The following is a 19,648-nucleotide window of genomic DNA, read 5'->3' as shown; positions in this document are numbered from 1 at the left end:
CGCACCTGAGGTGAGGGGGAGATTTTCCTGGCAGCTCTCCTCAGAGGCAAAGAACCCTTTGCCCAAAAACTCTATCCCTTCTCCTGCCTGAGACAAGGCCAAGGGGCAGTTTGGTATCCTCTGGTCGCTGCCGGACGGGCTAGGGGCAAACTTCTACACACTGTCTTGCTTTTGGCGGGGCCGATGCGGCCCCCGGCGTACCCAAGTTAGAGAGCTGGGTTGGCTTGTTTTTTCCCTTCTGGGCAGGCCCGGTTTTGGCCGGCTCCTTAGGTTTTCTTGGTTTCCCTGTTAACCCCGAGTAGGTGGTTGGGCTATGGATTCTCCCACCGTCAGCATTTTGAGCGAAATTCCCGAGGAGCTACACGACACCCTCAAAAACTACCTCTCTCGTCACCCCGATTGGGATCAAGATCGGGTCGTAACGGCAGCGCTCTCGTTATTCCTGCTCCAGAGCGGAGACACGGATCGGCGCGCTGCCCGTATTTACTTAGACAGCCTGTTTCGCCGCAACTGAGCCCTCGCAAGGCAAGCGCCGAGGATGGCCCGATTCAGGAGCGGGGGGGTAGGAACGCTCTGTCAAGAACGTCCTATTCACCTGAACTGTTAACCTGAGTAGGGAGATGTCCCGCTGTTGCTGAATACCGGCGGGAAGGGCAAAAAAGGGATCCACCAAGGGAAAAACCGTGCCACAGGGCTTTGGGCGAGGAAAGGGCGACCGGCAGACGGCTGGGCCAAAAGGCCTAGGAAGAGGCTCCGGTCTATCCCCCTTCCCTTCCCCAGAGGCGACCCTGGCGCTGGCCGAGCGCCACCGACAAGCAGGGGATCTGGAGACAGCACTGCACCTCTGCCGGCAGCTTACCCGGGCCCATCCCCACCTGTTCGCCGCCCAGGCGTTGCTGGGATCCCTCTATCTGCAGATGGGGGATCCCCGCCAAGCTTTGACCCCTTTGCAACTGGCGCTGCACCTACGGAGAGATTGGGTGCCGGCCTGGCAGGAGCTGGGCGATGCCTGGATGCTGCTGGGCAACCCGGAGGAGGCGGCGCGCGCCTACAAGCAGGGGCTGGCCTTTGCCCCTAACGACGGGCAACTGCTCTTCCGGTTGGGCAGTTGTTGGCTGGCTTTGGGGAAACGGGAGCAGGCGATTGCAGTGCTGCGACAGGCGGCAGCGGCCCAACCTCCTCAGGCTTATGCGCTGGCAGCTCTGGGCAATGCCCTCCTATTCGACAACCAGCTTGCAGAAGCCGAAGCCTGGTTTCGCCGCGCTCTTGTCCTGGCGCCGCAGGAGGGGCGGATCCTCGTCAACCTCGGCCACTGCCTACACCTGCAAGATCGCCTGGAGGAGGCCGCCGACTGTCTGCTACGGGCCATCCCGCTGCTGCCAGGGGAGGCGCAGCCCCACAACAACCTGGGCACCGTCCTGCAAGAGCAAAACCGACTCGAGGCCGCTATCGAGGCCTATCGGCGCGGCCTGCAGTTGGCCCCCGACTGGCCGGAGATCCACTACAACCTGGGCACGGCCCTGCTCACCCTGGGCCGCTACGAGGAGGGGTGGCAGGAGTACGAGTGGCGGCTGCAGCGCCAGGGAGCGGCCTACCCCTGCTTCCCTTTGCCCCTGTGGACGGGATCCCCCTTGGGCCGGCAGACGCTGCTTGTCTACGCCGAACAAGGGCTGGGAGACACAATTCAGTTCGCGCGCTACCTGCCCCTTTTGGCCGCCGCCCATCCGCAGGCCTCCCTCTATTTCCGCTGCCCTCACTCCCTAGTCGAGTTGCTGCGAGCCTCCTTTCCTCAAGTCCAGGTCATTTCCGATACGGATCCCCTGCCCCCCTTCGACTGGCACCTGCCCTTGCTTAGCCTGCCCCATCGCCTGGGCACCACGCTGGAGACAATTCCCGACCGCATCCCCTATCTGGTTTGTCCCGATGGGAGCTCCGCCTGGCCGGAAGATTGGCCAGAGCTTCCCCAGAGGGGGATAAAGGTGGGGCTGGTGTGGGCCAGTGGCCGCCGCGACGACCTCGCCCTCAGCCGGGTGCAGAGGTTAAAAAGCTGTTCTCTTAACCTCTTCCTCGAGTACCTTAATCTGCCCCAGGTGCAGTGGGTTAGCCTGCAGGTGGGTGAAGATCTAAGCCAGGTAGAACCCCTTCTCAAGCAGCACCAGGTGGTGGAGCTGGGATCCCGTTTCCGGAATTTTGTTGATACTGCTAGGGCAGTTGCCCAGTTGGATCTGGTAATTAGCGTCGATACTGCCGTTGCCCACCTGGCTGGGGCGCTGGGCAAGCCGGTGTGGGTGCTGCTGCCCTTTGCCGCTGATTGGCGCTGGCTACTGCAGCGGCAAGACAGCCCCTGGTACCCCAGGGTGATGCGCCTATTCCGCCAAGAAGCCCGCGGCAACTGGGTTGGTGTGCTGCAACAGGTGCGGGCAGCCCTGGAAGAGCTACTAAGGGGGATCCCGTCCTACTCCTCGCCTTTTGGAACGATGCGCTGAAACAGATAGCCGGTACCGCGGGCTGTCAGGATAAGCTCAGGGTTGCTCGGGTCATCCTCCAACTTGGCCCGCAGCCGCGAGATGTGGACATCCACCACCCGCGTATCCACGTGGCGCTCCGGCGTGTAGCCCCACACCTCTTGCAAAATCTCGGCGCGGGAAAACGGCTCCCCCGACCGGCTGACCAGCAGCTCCAGCAAACTAAACTCCATCCCCGTCAGGCGGATGCGCTCGTCCCGCTTGTAAACCTGCCGCTTGTTGGTATCGATGCGAAGATCCCCCACCTGAATTACCCCTGAGCTGGGGATCCCTTCATGGGACGACCGCGCCACCCGCCTCAGCACCGAACGAATGCGGGCCTCCAGTTCTTTGGGCGAAAACGGCTTAACCACGTAGTCGTCTGCCCCCAGTTCCAAGCCAGTAATGCGGTCGGCCACGTCCCCCAACGCCGTGAGCATGATGATCGGGATGTCGGATTCTTTGCGCAACTCCTGGCAGACCCCGTAGCCATCCAGCTTCGGCATCATCACATCCAGCACCACCAGGTCAGGATCCTGCTTGCGAAAAACCTCCAGCGCCTCCTCTCCGTCGGCAGCAGTAACCACGTCGTACCCGATCATCGAGAGGCGGGTCTCCAAAATGCGGCGGATGCTGGCCTCATCATCGACCACGAGAATCCGTTCTTTGCGCTGGGCTTCCACGGTGCTGCAACTCCTAAACTTCTAAATGAAAAGGATTGGAAAAAATTGAGGTGAGCGCGAACTCGAGGTGGTCAGATGCAGCCTCCTCAGGGGCTCCTCCTGGAGGGGTGGACTCACCCCGGGAGCTGCAACGCTGCCAAACCCTTGTTTGTCGGCAACGGAAACCGCAACCCAAGGATGGAGCTTCAGAAAACAAACACCGAAGGCTCGCCCGGCAGTCGATTCAATCTTGTTAAAAGCGCCAACTTCAACTTCACTTGCTCCTGCTCGGTAGCACAGGTGTGGCACTCCTCCCCAAACGCTACCCCGGTCGACCGCCGCCAAACCTGAGAGGCCTTCGTAAGAAGTTACTAAGAGGTTACTTTCTACCACCCAATTTATCATCCAGAAGCGGCTGCTAACCCGCCTTAACCCTTTATTGTGCAGCTATTTTGCTCGACTTGATACATACCTTCACAACTTCTTCAGGTTGCTGCCAAGCGTTTCGGAATCCTCCTCAGAAAAAGCTGCTGCCGCCACTGGGGATCCCTGGCCACTGGGGGTAGGAGGGAGGGTTTCGGCAACAGGGACAGAGTAGCAACTGGCCAGCAGGCCAGCGGAACGGATTGCGCGGTCGGCATGCAGCTCCAAAACCCGCCGCAACAGACGTTCTGCCGCCAGCCAACTCGCCAGAGGCAGCGCACGCTCGGCCAGCGAGGGCAAGGTCGGGTTGGGCAGGGATCCTAAGGCCTGCAGGACAGAACTGGAGACCCAGGCAACTGGGCTGAGCCGCTGCGCCAGCCGACAAGGATCGCAGACCAGGCCACCCGCGTGGGGAGAGAAGAAAGCCTCACCTGCTAACTCCTCCCCACAGGAGTAGCAGGCTTGTACTGAGGGGGCAACCCCCCCCACCACTAAAAGGTGGTAGAGCCCATGGACAAGGAGCGGCAAAACGGCCTCTGTCGCAGGGGCCTGCTCGATGCGCTCCAGATGCTCCACCAGCAGCACAAACAGCTCTTCCTGGGGCTGGTTGGGCAGGGCCAAAAGCAGGGCCACCTCTGCCAAGTACTGCGCCGCCGTCAGATGGGCCAGGCTGCGGCCAAGACGGGGAAAACTCTGCAGGGTTTCTGCCTGGGCGATGCGCTGGAGACACTGCGAGGGATCCGTTTGGGCCGACCAACGCCCCCGCGCCACCAGCAGATCGTTGACAACAAAGGGCTCCATCCGCCCTCCCCACTTGGAAAGCTGCTTACGGGATCCCTTGGCCACCGCCCGAATCAAGCCCTGCTCGCGGGTCAAAATAGTAATAATCCGATCCGCCTCCCCCAGCGGCATCGCTTTGAGGTTAATACCCGTCACCCGGTAGGTGACCCCGCTCATGGGCCGCCGGCTCCTCTAGCCTCCAGCTCTCGCATCAGCTCCAGCCCCCAGGAGGTGCCGATGCGGCTCGCCCCCGCGGCGATCATCGCCTCCGCCTGCGCCACGGTGCGGATGCCGCCGGAAGCTTTGACTCCCACCCTGCCGCGGCTAAGCTGCCACAGCAGTTGCACATCGGCCGGTGTCGCCCCTCCCATCCAGCCGGTGGAGGTCATCAAGAAGGCAACTCCCGCGTCCATGCAGATCTCGGCGGCCAGCTTTTTTTCCTCGTCAGTGAGCTGGGCAGTTTCCAAAATGGCCTTGACGCAAACCCCCGTTTCTTCCACCAGTTGGGCAATCTCGGCATGGAGGCGATCCAGCTCCCCCGCCTTGAGCCAGGCCAAGTTGATGCGGACATCCAGCTCCCGGCACCCCTGCTCCACCGCCAGTTGAGCTTCGTAGAGCTTGACCTCCGCCGTGTTGGTGCCCAGGGGAAACCCCACCACTGTGCTCACCCGTACTGGCGACCCGTGCAGCCGCTCAACCACCCGCGGCACGTAGCAGGGAGGCACACAAAAGGTGGGGAAGCCATAGCGCAGAGCAATTTCACACCCCTGGTCGATCTCCTCTGGGGTCACCATCGGCAGCAGCAGGGTATGGTCGATGTACTCCGCCAAGTTGATCGGGCCGTCTGCCATGATCGGGCCGTCTGCCAGGCCCTTGGGCTCCAGAGAGAGCATCAGTTGCCAGATCCCACAGCACTACCTCTACTTTAGCCCCAAGGATCCCGGAGAGCAGCCGCAGCAGCCAATCCCCCCTACCCCTGAGATTTCAGCCAATTCGACGCCTCCACGGCAAAGCACAGCATCATTTGATAGTCTGGTTTGGGGGCCACCTGTATCCCCCCTCAACCCTGGCAAGGCATGGCGGAAAACCGGACTGGCGCGTTTGTCGGCGGGCTGCTGTTGGGAACGGCGGTGGGCACGGTCATCGGTCTGCTTTTGGCTCCCCGCAGCGGACGGGAGACGCGGCGACTGCTGAAAAAATCGGCAGAGGCCCTGCCGGAAGTGGCAGAAGACGTGACCACCAGCCTGCAATACCAATCGGAAAAGCTGCTCGACTCCGCCCAAAAAAGTCTGGATGAGGCCCTGCTGCGGCTGCAGCAGGCAGTGGCGGTGGGCAGGGAAGCCATGTTGCAGAAACGGCAAGAGCTGATGCAAGCCCAAAACCTGCGTCCCCTCGCCCGGGAGGAAGCCGACTCAGAAGCCCAAGGTCGGGAGGAGGCGGCGCGATGACCGAGCCGGTATTTTGGTTGGGCCTCTCGGTAGGTCTGGTGGCAGTGGCCATTTTGGCGGTGATCCTGACCCTGTTGCCCGCCGTCATTCAATTGGGTCGAGCCGCCCAGAGCGTGGAACGCTTTTTCGACACGCTGCTGCGGGAGTTACCGCCCACGCTGGAGGCTCTGCGTCTGACCAGCTTGGAAGTGAGCGAGATCGCCGACAGCCTCGACGAAGGGGTCAAGGGGGCCGGACAGGTGGTGAAGCAGGTGAACCGCTCCCTGGAAGGGGCCCGCAAGCAAGCCCGCGGCGCTCAGGTCAATGTCCGCAGCTTTTGGGCAGGGGTACGGGCGGCCTGGCAGGCGCTGTCCAGCGAGACTCCCCCCACCGCCATGGGTAACTCTCAGCTGCGCTCGGGCCAGGCTGGCCGTTCTTTCTCTGCTGCTGTGCCAAGCATTTCCTTGGGAGATATGGGTCTTTCCGCCGGCAAGGCAACACCAGAGGGATCCCAGCCTTCCCAACCCGATGCCGCCAATTCTTAGGAGCTACTTGAGTATTCTCTGGAAGACGGGCACAGGAGGTTGGGGCTCTTGCCCAGGCGGAAGCCGGCCCCAACGGGCATCGGGATCCCAGCGCAGTTGTGCGACATCCTGCAAAGGAAACCCCATCTGCTGCAGGATCTTGAGGCTGAGGTTGGGAATGATGGGCGAAAGGGCCACGGCCACCCAGCGCACGCTTTCCAAAACGGCGTAGAGGATCTGGGCCACCTGCTCGCTTTGCCCTTGTTTGTGCAACGTCCAGGGGGCCTGCTCGTCGAGGTATTTGTTGCTGGCCTGGGCCAAGCTGAGAGCTTTGCGGGCGGCAGAGCTGGGATCCAGCCGCTCGTAGGCGTCGGCCACTGTCGGGGCCAGGCGCTCGGCCAGGGTTTTGAGGGGGTGATCCGCAGGGATCTCGACGGCGGGGATGCGGTAGTCGGGCTGGTATTTTTTGAGCATATTGAGGGTGCGGTTGAGCAGGTTCCCCAGGTCGTTGGCTAGGTCAGCGTTGAGAACCTCGATGAAGCGGCCCTCACTAAAGTCTCCATCCTTGCCCAGCTCAATTTCAGTCAAGAAATAGTAGCGCACGGCATCGGCACCGTAGCGCTGCACCAGCTCAAAGGGATCCAGCGTGTTGCCCAGGCTTTTGCCCATCTTGAGGCCATCTTTGGTGAGAAAGCCGTGGCCAAAGATCTGTCTGGGCAGCGGCAGCCCTGCCGACATGAGCATGGCCGGCCAGTAGATGGCGTGGAAGCGGACAATGTCTTTGCCCACTAGGTGCACATCGGCGGGCCAGTAGCGGCGCAAGGCGTTTTCCAGCGTCGGCTCGTCCTCGGGATCCACGGCGGCGCTGAGGTAGTTGATGAGGGCATCAAACCAGACGTAAAGGGTTTGGCTGGGATCCGCCGGGAAGGGGATCCCCCAGGAGACGCTGGGGCGAGAGATGGAGAAGTCCCGCAGGCCCTGCTTGACAAAGTTGATCACCTCATTGCGGCGGCTTTCTGGTTGAATGAACTCCGGGTGCTCCGCATAGAGGGCTTCCAGTTTTTCCTGGTAGCGAGAGAGGCGAAAAAAGTAGTTTTCTTCGTCTTTCCACTCCACTTTTTTGTTGGGGTGAAGCGGGCAAAATCCGCCTTCTAAGAGCTCTGACTCGTCCTTGAACTCCTCGCAGGCAACACAGTACCAGCCCTGCTGCCGGCCAACGAAAATATCCCCCCGATCCCACACTCGCTGGAAAAACTCCCGCACAATGGCTTTGTGGCGAGGGTCGGTGGTGCGGATAAAGCGGTCGTAGCGGATGTCCAGCAACTGCCAAAGCTGGGCAAACTGGGCCGCGATCTCGTCGCAGTGCTGCTGCGGGGGAAGGCCGCGCTCTTCGGCGGTGCGCTGGATCTTCTGGCCGTGCTCGTCGGTTCCCGTTACCATCAGCACATCCTTGCCCCGCAGGCGATGGTAACGGGCGATGGCATCCGCCGCCAGGGTGGTGTAGGCGCTGCCGATGTGGGGGGCAGCGTTGACGTAGTAGATCGGCGTGGTGATGACGAAGGTGGAATTCGGCATGAGCACTCGCAGCGCTTTCCCCCATGATAAAAGTTGCCGGAAAGTCCGACAGGCCCAGTTACGGGGCGGAGGTGGGATGAAACTTCTGTTCAACCTCAAGGGATGGGGCGGCGGCCTTGTGGGGGCCGGGATCCTGGGCGCCGGGGCGGCTCTGGCCCAGCCCTTGTCGGAAACCCGCATCCCCTGTGAGATCTTCATCGCCGGGGGCGGGCTGGGGGGGGTGGCAGCGGCCTACGAGGCTCTGCAACTGGGCCGACAGGTGTGCATGACCGAGATCACCGACTGGATTGGCGGCCAGGTGAGCGCCCAGGGGGTCTCGGCTTTGGATGAGCGGCCCTTGCAGCGGGAAAACGAGATCTTTCCCCAGGGCTATAGAGAGTTTCGCCGCCGGGTGCGGGAAAAGTACGGCGGTGATCCCAATCCCGGCAAGTGCTGGGTGAGTGTGCTCTGCTTCTCGCCCCAGGTGGGCCACCAGGTCCTGCGGGAGATGGTGGATCCCTATCTGCAGTCGGGGCAGTTGCGGCTGTTTACCGAGACGGTGGTCAAGGACTTGCAGATCGAGGATTACCAAATCCGCAGCGTGCAGGCCATCCGCAACATCCCCAAACACGCCGGCGTCCAGCCGGAGAATCGGGGGGATCTCTCCAGCTACTTTCTGGATTTTTACCGCCTAGAGCCCACCGAGGATTGGGACAAAGAGATCCTGCGCTTTGAGCCGCCGCCAGAACGCCAAGGCAAAACCCTGCCCTGGGTGGTTATCGATGCTACCGAAACCGGCGAGCTGCTGCCGCTGGCGCGGGTGCCCTACCGCCTCGGCACGGATGGGGAAAGCCGCTGGGAGCCCAGCTCCAAGCCCTACAGGGATCCCTACTGCACCCAGGGGTTTACCTACACCTTTGTTATGGAGCGCTCTGCTGTGCCGCAGGTGCCCATCAAGCCCAAGTTCTACAACGACCCGCTGCACGGCCCCTACTACAGCTTTGAACATCCACGCTTTAACTTTGGGATGGTCTTTACCTACCGCCGCATCCGCGGCCAGGTGTTTGGCTTTGGGGAAGAGGCCATCCGGGTGGGGGATCAATCCATGCAAAACTGGACCTGGGGCAACGACTGGCGCATCACCGGGCCGGAGATGAACCTGATTCTCACCCACGAGCAACTGCAAGCCTCAGGCCAACTGGATCCCGGCGGCTGGATGGGGGGCTTGCGGGTGGAGGCGCTGCGGCGGGCCGAGCAGCATGCCAAGGGCTTTTTCTACTGGCTGGTGGCGGGGCGGACGGATTTTCTGTTGCAGCAGGCGGATCCCGACTTTCAAAAAGACTTTTACCTGCGCTATGCCTACCTGCGGGGGCCCGATAGCCCCATGGGAACTGCCAGCGGCCTTTCCAAGTACCCCTACATTCGCGAGTCGCGGCGCATCATCGGTCGGCCCAGCCCTGCCTACCCGCAGGGATTTACCATCTACGAGTCGGATATCACCACGCGAGAATCGGAGCTCAATCGCGGGCGGCCCTTTATTTTCTACGACTCGGTGGGGGTGGGCCAGTACCCCATCGACTTTCACGATTGTCTATTGCCGGATTTTTCCCTGCCCCCCAGCCACAACCAGGATGCCCAGGCCCCCAGCTACCCCTACCAGATCCCACTGCGCGCCCTGATCCCACAGCGCATCGACAACCTCTTGGCCGGCAACAAGAACATTGCCACCAGCCGCATTGCCAGCGCCTCCTATCGGGTGCACCCGGTGGAATGGGCCATCGGCACAGCCGCCGGCCACACGGCCCACTTTGCCCTGGAGCGGGATCTGATCCCGGCGGAGATCCTGCGCGAGCCGCTGCTGGACTTGCGGCTGTTGCCGGCTCTCCAGGCCCAGATCCAGAGCCTGGGCAATCCCATCCAATTTCCCGGCACCACCATCACCGCCACTGAGTGGGCCCAATCTCGCTAGCCTAGAAAGGCAAGGTTGGGAGCTGGCCGATGGATGCTATGGGGGTTGAACTGGGGGGACTGGAGGCGATCCGCCCTTCGTTGTGGGCGGCCACAGCCCTGTGGAGTCTGGGGCTGATGTGGGGCTTGTCGCCGCTGCACCGCCGCCTGCAGGAGGGTTGGGAAAAACAGTTGGCCTGGGATCCCAGCGGAGCTCTGGCCTCTTTGCTCAGCGTCCTTCCTTTCTTGCTGGCAGCAGCGGTGGTGGTGGCCCTCACCGAACTCTCTTTGGGCAACAGCTGGGCCGTCTCCTGGGGTCTGATTGCCTGCGTTGGCGGTGGCCTCTACGAGCTGGGCCGGCGGGACAATGCCCGCTAAGCGCTCTGGGCCGGCCCTCACCCCCAGCCCCTTTGACAACGCCAAGTTAGAGCGACTTGAAGCGATGACCCCCCTCGAAGAAGCGGCGGAAGCGGCGGCTAAGCTGCTGGTGTTTCGGGAAATCTGCGCCCACCCCTTGGCCCTGACCTGGCAGGAGCTCACCCAGGAGTTGATGAGCGGGGATCCCTTGCCCTGCTGGAGAGCCTACGGACGCTGGTTTGAGCTTTTGGCCCAGGAGGGCTTGAGCTGGCGGGAGTGGCTAATCCGAGAGATCCGCTGGGCCGATAACCCTTTCTCGCGGGCGGCGCTTCGACCCCAAGGGATCCCAGCCCCCCTTGTGCAAGCGGCCCGCCACGATCTCCGCTGCCTGCAGATCCTGGCCGATAGCCAGGAGACCATTGCCGAGCAGATGCGGGCGCTGGGCCTGGGGATCCCTTGGCCGGATGGGGAAGGGGAGAGCCCTGGCTGGGATCCGCGCTCTTTTGCCGACTGGGGCCTGAGCCTGGAGGCGCTGATCGCCCACTACCGCCGAGCGGGGGTGGGGCTCTGTGGCCGCTATTGGGCCTTTCGCTGGGGGCCGGCAGGGCTAGAGGGGATCCCCACTCCCGACTTGCCCGACTGGGAAGAGATCTACGGCTATGAACGGCAGAAACGGCAGTTGGCTGCCAACACCGAAGCCCTGCTGCGGGGGGATCCGGCGTTGCATGTGCTGCTCTATGGGGCGCGGGGCACCGGCAAGTCTTCGCTGGTGAAGGCGTTGCTGCGCCGCTACGGTTCCCAGGGGCTGCGCCTTTTGGAGCTGAGACGGGGAGATTTGGGTCAATTGCCTCAGATCTTGGCAGATCTGGGAGGGTGGGGGCTGCCCTTTGTCCTGTTTGTGGACGATCTCTCCTTTGAGGCCGACGAAACTGAGTTTAAGCAGCTCAAGGTGCTCCTGGAAGGAGATCTTGTTCCACCACCGCCCAACGTCCGTCTCTACGCCACCAGCAACCGCCGCCACCTTATCCGCGAGTTTTTTGGCGATCGTCCCAGTCCCCAAGATCAAGAGGTCCACGCCTGGGATACGGTGCAGGAAAAGCTGTCGCTGCGGGATCGCTTCGGCCTTACCCTTACCTTCACCCCTTTTAGCCAAGCTGACTACCTGGCCACGGTAGAACACCTGGCGCAACGGCTGGGCCTCCCGCACCCTTTAGATACCTTGCGCCGCCAAGCCCTCCTCTGGGCGCAACAGCAGAACGGCTTTTCCGGTCGCACCGCCCGCCAGTTCCTGCATGCCTTGCAGGCCGGCCTGGTGGAAGTTGGATAGCCGAAGGCCGGCTGAGGTCTGGAGTTTTCGTCATAGGGACGAACCTGTCGGTTGCTGCAATTGCAAACTCCCCTTCAGGGAAGAGCCGGGGGCGAGGAAGACTACAGCAGCCACTCGGAGGCGCGCTCTCCCACCCCTTGCAAATTCAAAGGAATGGCCACCGCCTTGCCTATGCGGGGTTTCTGACGGGTAGCCTCAATTTCTCGCTGCACCGCTTCCCACACGCCCCACGCCTGCAAATGGGCCATGACAGACTCCAGGCGAGCCAGATACTCGGCCTCGCTCAAGGGGAAAGAGGGCTGCTCCAGGTAGCGCCACATCACCAACAGAACCACCCTGCCCCCCATGCGGCGCAGTTGCACGTCGTAGGAATAGCCCCACTTCTCCCGCAGCAAAGCTTGAAAGTCGGATCCCGTCATGGTCTGGCTCGGATTGGGTTGGGACTGAGCTGGGCCGCAGCAGAAAAACCGCCGCCTCTTCCCTTGCACTTCCTTTAGCTTTGCATTTCTTAATGATATTAGCCAAGGAGCTCGGTTAGGATGATGTCGTTTGTCAACGAACATTAAAACTTCTCAGGTTTGTACTGGCCATTATGACGGAAGCGGTTAGCAACTTCGAGGCACCCCCCATGAGCCGGCGGGTTTTTCTGAATGCCCTCCTCAGCAGCTCGGTGGGGGTGGTGGTGGTGGGCACCCTCTACCCGGTGGTGAAGTATTTTATTCCGCCCTCTTCCGGTGGGGCAGGAGAAGGTGTGATAGCTCAAGATGCTCTCGGCAAGCCCATCAGCGTCAGTGAGCTGTTGGCCACTCACGCCGCCACGGATCGCGTGCTGGCCCAAGGCTTGAAGGGGGATCCCACCTACATTGTGATCGACAACGGGGCGGTGGCCAACTACGGCCTCAACGCGGTTTGCACCCACCTCGGCTGTGTGGTGCCCTGGAACGCGGGGGAAAACCTGTTCAAGTGCCCCTGCCACGGATCCCAGTACGCGGCCAACGGCAAGGTCATCCGGGGGCCGGCTCCCCGCTCCCTGGAGCTGGTGAGCGCCACGGTGGACGGCGACAACGTTCGCTTCAGCCCCTGGCAAGGCCCCGATTTCCGCGAGGCCTGAGGCGTTACGATAGGCTCCAGAGAGACCCCTGTAAGGGGCCACAGCCGGGTCAGAAGTGGGGGAAAAGGCCAGAGAGGTTGCTGCGCTAGTCCTGGCTAGAGCATGAGTTGTGAGCTTTGAGGAGATTGCCCCAAAGGGCTTGCGAGAATTTTGATTGAGATTCTGAGCTAACTTATGAAGCGAATTTACTTGGCCTTGTGTGCGCTGCTGCTGTTGCTGGGGACGGGATCCCGTCCGGCAGCAGCCTATCCGTACTACGCCCAGATGGCCTACGACAACCCGCGCGAGGCCACCGGGAAAATCGTCTGTGCCAACTGCCACCTGAACGCCATGCCTGCCCGTGCCGAAGTGCCGCAGGCAGTTACCCCGGGCCAGGTGTTCACCATCAAGGTCGGGATCCCCTATGACTTGAGCAAGCAACAGGTGTTGGCGGATGGCAGCAAGGGCGGCTTGAACGTTGGCGCTGTGGTGGTGTTGCCAGAAGGCTTCCGCCTGGCCACCGAGGAGGAGATGACGGAGGAGCAGCGCCAGGAAACCGCTGAGACCTACATCACTCCCTACAGCGACGAGAAGCCCAACATTCTCCTGGTGGGTCCCCTGCCCGGCGAGCAGCACCAGGAAATCGTCTTCCCGGTGGTCGCCCCTGACCCGAAGGAGGATCCCTCCGTGGCCTTCATGAAATATCGGGTTTACATTGGCGCCAACCGCGGTCGTGGCCAGATCAACCCCGATGGCAGCCTCAGCAACAACAACGTCTTCCGCGCTCCTGCCACGGGTCGTCTGACAAGCATCGCCACCATCGAATCTGACCTCAGCGATCTGCCGCCTGAGCTGGCCGCCCTGGTGCCGCCCGAATACGAGTTGCCGGGCACGCGGGTGCTCAGCTTCGAGACTGAAGGCGGACTGAAGCACTTGGTGGTGCCGCCGGGGCCGGAGTTGGTGGTTAACATTGGCGACAGCGTCCAAGAAGGGGATCCGGTTACCAACAACCCCAACGTGGGCGGCTTTGGCCAAGTGGAGCGGGATCTGGTGGTGCAGAACCCGGAACGGGTGAAGTGGTTGGTGGCCTTCCTGGCAGCGGTGGCCATCACCCAGCTTCTGCTAGTGCTCAAGAAAAAGCAAGTGGAGCTCATCCAGGCGGCAGAACTTTTGGGCTAGCTTGCGCACTTATTCTTCGCGAGAGTCTTCCCAGCACCTCGGAGCCAGCCGGGGTGTTTTTTTAGGGAATCCTCAGCTCTCCCGCTATCACCAGCACCGCCTGCCCGGCAATCTCCACCCGAGTGCCGAGATCGCGACACCACAGCTCGCCTCCCCGCGCCGAGAGCTGGCGGGCTTTGAGCTCAGTCCGGCCCAGGCGCTGCGACCAATAGGGTGTCAACAGGCACTGGGCAGACCCGGTCACCGGATCCTCCGGGATCCCCAACTGGGGGGCAAAAACACGACAGACAAAATCTGGCTGGTCTTCTAGATCCCCTCCCGAGGCAGTGACGATCAACCCAGAAACAGGCAGTGCCTGAACCCGCTCCCAATCCGGCTGCAGCTGCTGCACCTGCTGGGCCGAAGTCAGCACCGCTACCCCCATGCTGCCGCGGTACAACTCCAGAGGAGGGATCCCCAATGCCGCAGCCACCTGCTCTTGGCCTTCCGGCCAGGGTTGCGGGAACTGGGCGGGAAAATCCATCGCCAGCCGCTCCCCCTGCCGCCGCACCTGCAGCCGGCCACTGCGGGTGGAAAAGGCCACCCCCTGAGCTTCCGGGTGAATCTCGGTCAAGAGCACATAGGCGCTGCCCAACGTGGCATGGCCACAGAGTTCTACCTCCGTGGTGGGAGTAAACCAGCGCAGCCCATAGTGGGGAACCTCGCCTTCGGATCCCTGGGGAAGTAAAAAAGCCGTCTCCGACAAATTGTTCTCTGCGGCAATGGCCTGCATCAGCGCCTCTGGCAACTCCTGGGGCAGCAGACACACCGCCGCGGGGTTACCTGCAAAAGGCACTGCCGTAAACGCATCCACCTGAAACAACGGGATCCACACCTTCTCAACCCAGCCCAACTCAGGCCATGATCCCACACCGGCACCAAAAGTAGGGGGATCCGCACCCCGACCGTACCCGCCAAAAGCGGGATCCCACCGACAAAGGCTATTGTCAGGCCAGAAAGTTGGCTGATAAACTAGCACTCGTAAGTCGAGAGTGCTAAGTCGCTTCCCCTCGGGAAGCGGAATTAATGGAAAGAGGAGGACATTCGTCATGGCTGCAGTGGCTCTTAACGTCTCTACCCTGAAGCCGCTGGGCGACCGCGTGCTGGTCAAAATCGCTCAGCAGGACGAGAAAACCGCAGGTGGGATCTTCTTGCCGGACACTGCCAAGGAAAAGCCCCAGGTGGGGGAAGTGGTTGCTGTTGGCCCTGGCAAGCGCAACGACGAGGGCAAGCTGATCCCGATGGAACTGAAAGCCGGCGACAGAGTGCTCTACTCCAAGTACGCCGGCACGGAAGTGAAGCTGGGCAGCGATGAGTACGTGCTGCTGGCCGAGCGGGATATTCTCGCTATCGTTCAGTAATTTTCAGTCCTTCAGCGATCGATCCTCTACATCGCCCTTAGTTCATTCAGCGATCGATCCTCTACATCGCCCTTAGTTCATTCACGTCTGAGAGGTTGAGTATGGCCAAGTCGATCATTTTTAGCGAAGAAGCCCGTCGTGCCCTTGAACACGGCATGGACATTTTGGCGGAAGCTGTAGCCGTTACTCTCGGCCCCAAAGGGCGCAACGTCGTCCTGGAGAAGAAGTTTGGCGCACCCCAAATTGTTAACGATGGGGTAACCATCGCCAAAGAGATCGAGCTGGAAGACCACATTGAAAACACTGGCGTCTCCTTGATCCGTCAGGCGGCTTCCAAGACCAATGACACGGCTGGGGACGGCACCACCACCGCCACCGTCCTGGCCCACGCCATGGTTAAAGAAGGGCTGAAAAACGTGGCCGCCGGCGCCAACCCGATTGCCCTCAAGCGCGGCATCGACAAAGCCGTGAAGTTCCTGGTGGACAAGATCGCCGAACATGCCCGCCCGGTGGAAGACTCCAAAGCCATTGCCCAGGTGGCGGCCATTTCCGCCGGCAACGATGAGGAAGTGGGCCGCATGATCGCCGAGGCCATGGACAAAGTGGGCCGCGAAGGGGTGATCTCCCTGGAAGAAGGCAAGTCCATGACCACTGAGCTGGAAGTGACGGAGGGGATGCGCTTTGACAAAGGCTACATCTCCCCCTACTTCGTCACCGACACGGAGCGGATGGAGGCGGTTCTGGAAAACCCCTACATCCTGATTACCGATAAGAAAATCACCCTGGTACAAGACCTGGTGCCGGTGCTGGAGCAAGTGGCCCGCGCCGGTCGTCCGCTGCTGATCATCGCCGAAGACATCGAGAAAGAAGCCCTGGCCACTCTGGTGGTGAACAAGCTGCGGGGCGTGCTGAGCGTGGTGGCGGTGAAAGCGCCTGGCTTTGGGGATCGCCGTAAGGCCATGCTGGAAGACATCGCCATCCTCACTGGCGGTGAGGTCATCAGCGAAGAGCGCGGCCTGAAGCTAGAGAACGCCCGTCTCGACTCCTTCGGCTCGGCCCGTCGCGTCACGGTAACCAAAGACCACACCACCATCGTGGCGGAAGGCAACGAAGCGGCTGTCAAAGCCCGCTGTGAGCAAATCCGTCGCCAAATTGAAGAAACCGACTCCACCTACGACAAAGAAAAACTGCAAGAGCGCCTGGCCAAGCTCTCCGGCGGTGTGGCGGTGATCAAAGTGGGCGCGGCCACCGAAACTGAGATGAAGGATCGCAAGCTGCGCCTGGAGGACGCCATCAACGCCACCAAGGCGGCGGTGGAAGAGGGGATCGTCCCCGGCGGCGGCACTACCCTGGCGCACCTGATGCCGGCGGTAACGGAGTGGGCGCAGGCCAACTTGTCCGGCGATGAGCTGGTAGGGGCCATGCTGGTTGCCCGCGCGCTGGGCGCTCCGCTGCGCCGCATTGCCGAGAATGCCGGCCAGAACGGCTCGATCGTGCTGGAGCGGGTGAAAGAGAAACCCTTCACGGTGGGTTACGACGCCCAGAACGACGCCTATGTGGATATGTTTGAGGCGGGCATCGTTGACCCGGCCAAAGTCACTCGCTCTGCCCTGCAAAACGCCGCCTCGATTGCCAGCATGGTGCTCACCACCGAGGCCATCGTGGTAGACAAGCCGGAGCCCAAGAGCAACAAGCCCGCTGGCGGTGGCGGCGGCGTGGATGACTACGACTACTAATCTTCGGGCAGGAAGAGGCAGAGGCTTCGCCAGCTAGCGGAAAGTCTGCTGCCTTGTCAGAGCAACCATCTTCCGGGATCCCGGCTGGGATCCCTTTATTCTTGGGCATTTCCCTCTCCCAGGCGTCCGGGGGGTGAGGGCGAGCCATCCTACTAACGGAAGGAGAAGGCGGCGTGGCACGGTTAATCTGCATTGGCCTAGACCTGGCCTGGTCGGCCCGCAACCCCTCTGGCGTGGCAACGCTGGAGGTTGAGAGCGGGGATCCCCAAGCCCCGAACCTGACGGGCCACCTGCGGGACAACCGCCTCTTGCAAACCGACCAGGAGATTGTGGACTTCATCCAAGCCCAAGCGGGAGGGGATCCCTGCCTGGTGGCGGTGGATGCCCCCCTGCGCGTCCCCAACCCCAGCGGCCAGCGGCGGGCGGAAGCCGAGCTGAACCGGGTGTTTCGCGCCTATGCCGCTGGCGCCCACCCGGCCAACCGCCGCCTCTTGGCCAAAAACGGCCAGGTGCGAGGGGAGGCCCTGGTGCAAGCTCTCTCCCGTTATGGCTTTCGCGAGCAGGCCAGCATCGAGCAGGGATCCCTGGCCCGGCAGATCACCGAAGTCTTCCCCCACAGCGCCATGGTGAGCCTGTTTGGCCTCAGCCGCAGCCTCCCCTACAAAGCGCGTCCCCGCCGCACCTGGCTGCAACGAGAACAGGCGTGGCGGCTGTACCAGCAACATCTGCGCGCCTTGGCCAGCGCCGATCCGTCTCTGCAAGGCCACGAGCCCCTGCTCCAAGTGGAGGTGGGATCCCTTAGGGGCCGCCAACTCAAAAACTACGAAGACCAAGTCGATGCCTTAATGTGCGCCTACATCGCCCTCTACGGCTTCCGCTGGGGATCCGAGCGCTGCCACAGCTTCGGCAACCTGCAAGAAGGCCACATTTTCACTCCCCTGCCCCCCTCATTGCAAGGGAAGAGCCCTGTTTCCTCGCCGGAAACTCCACAAGGGCTTTAACTCGGGCGAGGGTATGGCTTCTGCCAGACCGGCCAGACTTCCGTTGAGGCAGAGACAAGCGAAGCTAAACCGGAGGGAAAACCCGGCTCTTGCTAGTCTCAAATCACACGTTGGCGGCATGATAGGAAGAAGGGATCCTGTCAGAGGGGAGGGAAATGAACGCACAACTGGGGCGCAATCGGCAGGCAAGACGCGCTTACGGGCTGGATGAGATCGCGCTGGTGCCGGGCAGGCGAACCCTGGATCCCAGCCTGGTGGATACCCACTTCACCCTGGGAGGGATCCAACGGCCCATCCCCATCATCGCCAGCGCCATGGACGGCGTGGTGGACGTCAAGATGGCCATCTTGCTCTCCAAGCTGGGGGCAATGGGCGTGCTCAACCTGGACGGGATCCAAACCCGCTACGCCGATCCCGACGAGGTGCTGGATCAGATTGCCGCGGTCGGCAAAGACGAGTTCGTTCCCCTGATGCAGCGCCTCTACAGCGAGCCGGTCAAGCCGGAGCTGATCCAAGAGCGCATCCGCCAAATCAAAGCGGCCGGCGCCATCGCGGCCGCTAGCTGTGTGCCCGCCCACGCAGCTGAATATGGCCCCCTGGTGGCGGAAGCAGGCGGGGATCTGTTCTTCGTCCAGGCCACCGTGGTTTCCGTCCACCACAAGGTGCCTGAAGGCATGCAAAAGCTGGATCTGGCCGCCTTCTGCCGCTCCATGCCCATTCCCGTGGTGGTCGGCAACTGCGTCACCTATGATGTCGCCCTGGAGCTGATGCAAGCGGGAGCCGCAGGAGTCCTGGTGGGCATCGGCCCCGGCGCTGCCTGCACCTCCCGCGGCGTGCTGGGGGTGGGAGTACCTCAGGCTACCGCCATCGCCGACTGTGCAGCCGCCCGCGACCAGTTCTTGACGGAAAGTGGCACCTACGTTCCCATCATTGCCGACGGCGGCTTGGTAACCGGCGGGGATATTTGCAAGGCCATCGCCTGCGGAGCCGACGCCGTGATGATCGGATCTCCCTTGGCCCGTGCTCAGGAGGCGCCGGGTCGCGGCTTTCACTGGGGCATGGCCACCCCCAGCCCCGTTTTGCCCCGCGGCACCCGCATCCGCGTGGGATCCACCGGCACCCTGGAAGAGATCTTGTGCGGCCCCGCCCGCCTGGACGACGGCACCCACAACCTCTGGGGTGCTCTGCGCACTAGCATGGCCACCCTGGGGGCTGCCAATCTCCGAGAAATGCAGCAGGTGGAGATCTGCATCGCCCCCTCCCTCCTGACCGAGGGCAAGGTGTACCAGAAGGCGCAGAGCTTGGGTATGGGGAAATAGTCCTTTGGGAATGCTAAACTCGGTGGACTGGGATCCCTCGGGGGCGGTTAGCTCAGCGGTAGAGCGCCTGCCTTACAAGCAGGATGTCACTGGTTCGAGTCCGGTACCGCCCATCCCCACCGGAGCTTGCAGCTTGAGAGCTCTGTCTCAGTTTGAGATACACCCGCTAGCCAGAGCCGGATCCCTGAGGTAGAGTAGTGGATATCGAGCCTCGATCATCTACCGCAGTTGGGTCTCGCATTGAGTCTCGCGCAGAAAGTGTGTAAAGTGGTAGACGATGTGGACTTCGGCTGTATCATGTCTTCCCAGAGTCCGCGATTGCCAGGCTCGTTGTTGAGGTAGGCAGTTTGTCGCTTCTATGAGGACATCCCTACAGCCAAAAAGGTGTGAGGAAAAGAACAAGGAGAGAAACATGCCC

At 61.9% G+C, this 19,648-nt stretch carries 19 protein-coding genes and 1 tRNA gene; 14 read left to right on the top strand and 6 right to left on the bottom strand.

Annotated features, from left to right (window positions below):
* The first annotated feature begins 313 nt into the window (after window positions 1–313).
* Together NW848_RS12240 and NW848_RS12235 are read left to right on the top strand one after the other, a co-directional pair.
* A complete protein-coding gene (locus NW848_RS12240) occupies window positions 314–514 on the top strand; it encodes a DUF2811 domain-containing protein (RefSeq protein WP_011430239.1) in 201 nt (66 codons plus the stop codon).
* Window positions 515–683: 169 nt separating this feature from the next.
* Entirely contained in the window at window positions 684–2,486 is a 1,803-nt protein-coding gene (locus NW848_RS12235) for a tetratricopeptide repeat protein (protein WP_011430240.1), read from the top strand.
* Here NW848_RS12235 and rpaB read toward each other — a convergent pair.
* The 3 genes from rpaB to deoC all read right to left on the bottom strand — a co-directional run bounded on the left by rpaB (window position 2,456) and on the right by deoC (window position 5,262).
* Window positions 2,456–3,187, bottom strand: coding sequence for a response regulator transcription factor RpaB (gene rpaB / locus NW848_RS12230; RefSeq protein WP_011430241.1), 732 nt, complete (start codon window positions 3,185–3,187; stop codon window positions 2,456–2,458). The two genes, NW848_RS12235 and rpaB, sit on opposite strands and share 31 nt — an antisense overlap.
* Window positions 3,188–3,640: 453 nt before the next feature.
* A complete protein-coding gene (gene recO, locus NW848_RS12225; protein WP_011430242.1) occupies window positions 3,641–4,546 on the bottom strand; it encodes a DNA repair protein RecO in 906 nt (301 codons plus the stop codon).
* A complete protein-coding gene (deoC, locus tag NW848_RS12220) occupies window positions 4,543–5,262 on the bottom strand; it encodes a deoxyribose-phosphate aldolase (protein WP_414508739.1) in 720 nt (239 codons plus the stop codon). Before deoC ends, recO begins: the two co-directional genes overlap by 4 nt.
* 183 nt (window positions 5,263–5,445) lie before the next feature.
* Between deoC and NW848_RS12215 the strand changes: the two genes are divergently transcribed.
* Window positions 5,446–5,817 (top strand): YtxH domain-containing protein, encoded by a 372-nt coding sequence (locus NW848_RS12215; protein WP_011430244.1) that lies wholly within the window; start codon window positions 5,446–5,448, stop codon window positions 5,815–5,817.
* Window positions 5,814–6,341 (top strand): hypothetical protein, encoded by a 528-nt coding sequence (locus tag NW848_RS12210; RefSeq protein WP_011430245.1) that lies wholly within the window; start codon window positions 5,814–5,816, stop codon window positions 6,339–6,341. The genes NW848_RS12215 and NW848_RS12210 overlap by 4 nt, the downstream gene beginning before the upstream one ends.
* A 3-nt stretch (window positions 6,342–6,344) precedes the next feature.
* Here the strand turns inward: NW848_RS12210 and metG are convergent, their stop codons facing one another.
* Window positions 6,345–7,895, bottom strand: coding sequence for a methionine--tRNA ligase (gene metG / locus NW848_RS12205; protein ID WP_011430246.1), 1,551 nt, complete (start codon window positions 7,893–7,895; stop codon window positions 6,345–6,347).
* 76 nt (window positions 7,896–7,971) lie between these two features.
* On the opposite strand from metG, the gene NW848_RS12200 reads away from it, so the two are divergent.
* Genes NW848_RS12200 through NW848_RS12190 form a run of 3 tightly spaced genes read left to right on the top strand, consistent with a single transcriptional unit; the run spans window position 7,972 to window position 11,505 of the window.
* Window positions 7,972–9,843, top strand: a complete 1,872-nt coding sequence (locus NW848_RS12200; RefSeq protein ID WP_041438306.1) for an FAD-dependent oxidoreductase — start codon at window positions 7,972–7,974, stop codon at window positions 9,841–9,843.
* 29 nt (window positions 9,844–9,872) lie between these two features.
* Window positions 9,873–10,199, top strand: a complete 327-nt coding sequence (locus tag NW848_RS12195; RefSeq protein ID WP_011430248.1) for a hypothetical protein — start codon at window positions 9,873–9,875, stop codon at window positions 10,197–10,199.
* Window positions 10,159–11,505, top strand: coding sequence for an ATP-binding protein (locus NW848_RS12190; RefSeq protein WP_240527913.1), 1,347 nt, complete (start codon window positions 10,159–10,161; stop codon window positions 11,503–11,505). Before NW848_RS12195 ends, NW848_RS12190 begins: the two co-directional genes overlap by 41 nt.
* 101 nt (window positions 11,506–11,606) lie before the next feature.
* Here the strand turns inward: NW848_RS12190 and NW848_RS12185 are convergent, their stop codons facing one another.
* On the bottom strand, window positions 11,607–11,924 hold the full coding sequence (locus NW848_RS12185) for a DUF3067 family protein (RefSeq protein ID WP_041439037.1): 318 nt from the start codon (window positions 11,922–11,924) through the stop codon (window positions 11,607–11,609).
* Window positions 11,925–12,097: 173 nt separating this feature from the next.
* On the opposite strand from NW848_RS12185, the gene NW848_RS12180 reads away from it, so the two are divergent.
* Both NW848_RS12180 and NW848_RS12175 read left to right on the top strand, forming a co-directional pair.
* Window positions 12,098–12,616 carry a cytochrome b6-f complex iron-sulfur subunit gene (locus NW848_RS12180; RefSeq protein ID WP_011430251.1) on the top strand — a complete coding sequence of 173 codons (519 nt, stop codon included), beginning with the start codon at window positions 12,098–12,100 and terminating at the stop codon, window positions 12,614–12,616.
* Window positions 12,617–12,790: 174 nt separating this feature from the next.
* Complete coding sequence (locus NW848_RS12175) at window positions 12,791–13,774, top strand: apocytochrome f (protein ID WP_414508740.1); 984 nt, start codon at window positions 12,791–12,793, stop codon at window positions 13,772–13,774.
* A 61-nt stretch (window positions 13,775–13,835) separates the two neighbouring features.
* Here NW848_RS12175 and NW848_RS12170 read toward each other — a convergent pair whose 3' ends face one another.
* Complete coding sequence (locus NW848_RS12170) at window positions 13,836–14,684, bottom strand: PhzF family phenazine biosynthesis protein (protein ID WP_414508741.1); 849 nt, start codon at window positions 14,682–14,684, stop codon at window positions 13,836–13,838.
* Window positions 14,685–14,862: 178 nt separating this feature from the next.
* On the opposite strand from NW848_RS12170, the gene groES reads away from it, so the two are divergent.
* From groES to NW848_RS12145, 5 genes are all read left to right on the top strand, one after another.
* Entirely contained in the window at window positions 14,863–15,174 is a 312-nt protein-coding gene (gene groES, locus NW848_RS12165; protein WP_414508742.1) for a co-chaperone GroES, read from the top strand.
* 101 nt (window positions 15,175–15,275) lie between these two features.
* The gene (gene groL / locus NW848_RS12160; protein ID WP_011430255.1) at window positions 15,276–16,910 is read left to right on the top strand and encodes a chaperonin GroEL; all 1,635 of its coding nucleotides are present in this window, start codon (window positions 15,276–15,278) and stop codon (window positions 16,908–16,910) included.
* A 173-nt stretch (window positions 16,911–17,083) separates the two neighbouring features.
* The gene (locus NW848_RS12155; protein ID WP_414403001.1) at window positions 17,084–17,911 is read left to right on the top strand and encodes a DUF429 domain-containing protein; all 828 of its coding nucleotides are present in this window, start codon (window positions 17,084–17,086) and stop codon (window positions 17,909–17,911) included.
* 155 nt (window positions 17,912–18,066) lie between these two features.
* Window positions 18,067–19,230, top strand: a complete 1,164-nt coding sequence (locus NW848_RS12150) for a GuaB3 family IMP dehydrogenase-related protein (protein WP_414403000.1) — start codon at window positions 18,067–18,069, stop codon at window positions 19,228–19,230.
* Between the two features lie 41 nt (window positions 19,231–19,271).
* Window positions 19,272–19,343, top strand: a tRNA-Val gene (locus NW848_RS12145).
* Window positions 19,344–19,648: the final 305 nt, after the last annotated feature.

This window comes from Synechococcus sp. RC10A2 (assembly GCF_047502605.1).
Note: the sequence above shows the minus strand (reverse complement) of the source record. Positions and strands in the feature narration are given on the sequence as shown.

Excerpts from the sequence above, each read along its gene's own strand:
- NW848_RS12240 (WP_011430239.1), top strand. The coding sequence starts at position 314 with ATGGATTCTCCCACCGTCAGCATTTTGAGCGAAATTCCCGAGGAGCTA.
- recO (WP_011430242.1), bottom strand. The coding sequence starts at position 4,546 with ATGAGCGGGGTCACCTACCGGGTGACGGGTATTAACCTCAAAGCGATG.
- deoC (WP_414508739.1), bottom strand. The coding sequence starts at position 5,262 with ATGCTCTCTCTGGAGCCCAAGGGCCTGGCAGACGGCCCGATCATGGCA.
- NW848_RS12215 (WP_011430244.1), top strand. The coding sequence starts at position 5,446 with ATGGCGGAAAACCGGACTGGCGCGTTTGTCGGCGGGCTGCTGTTGGGA.
- NW848_RS12210 (WP_011430245.1), top strand. The coding sequence starts at position 5,814 with ATGACCGAGCCGGTATTTTGGTTGGGCCTCTCGGTAGGTCTGGTGGCA.
- metG (WP_011430246.1), bottom strand. The coding sequence starts at position 7,895 with ATGCCGAATTCCACCTTCGTCATCACCACGCCGATCTACTACGTCAAC.
- NW848_RS12200 (WP_041438306.1), top strand. The coding sequence starts at position 7,972 with ATGAAACTTCTGTTCAACCTCAAGGGATGGGGCGGCGGCCTTGTGGGG.
- NW848_RS12195 (WP_011430248.1), top strand. The coding sequence starts at position 9,873 with ATGGATGCTATGGGGGTTGAACTGGGGGGACTGGAGGCGATCCGCCCT.
- NW848_RS12185 (WP_041439037.1), bottom strand. The coding sequence starts at position 11,924 with ATGACGGGATCCGACTTTCAAGCTTTGCTGCGGGAGAAGTGGGGCTAT.
- NW848_RS12180 (WP_011430251.1), top strand. The coding sequence starts at position 12,098 with ATGACGGAAGCGGTTAGCAACTTCGAGGCACCCCCCATGAGCCGGCGG.
- NW848_RS12175 (WP_414508740.1), top strand. The coding sequence starts at position 12,791 with ATGAAGCGAATTTACTTGGCCTTGTGTGCGCTGCTGCTGTTGCTGGGG.
- groES (WP_414508742.1), top strand. The coding sequence starts at position 14,863 with ATGGCTGCAGTGGCTCTTAACGTCTCTACCCTGAAGCCGCTGGGCGAC.
- groL (WP_011430255.1), top strand. The coding sequence starts at position 15,276 with ATGGCCAAGTCGATCATTTTTAGCGAAGAAGCCCGTCGTGCCCTTGAA.
- NW848_RS12150 (WP_414403000.1), top strand. The coding sequence starts at position 18,067 with ATGAACGCACAACTGGGGCGCAATCGGCAGGCAAGACGCGCTTACGGG.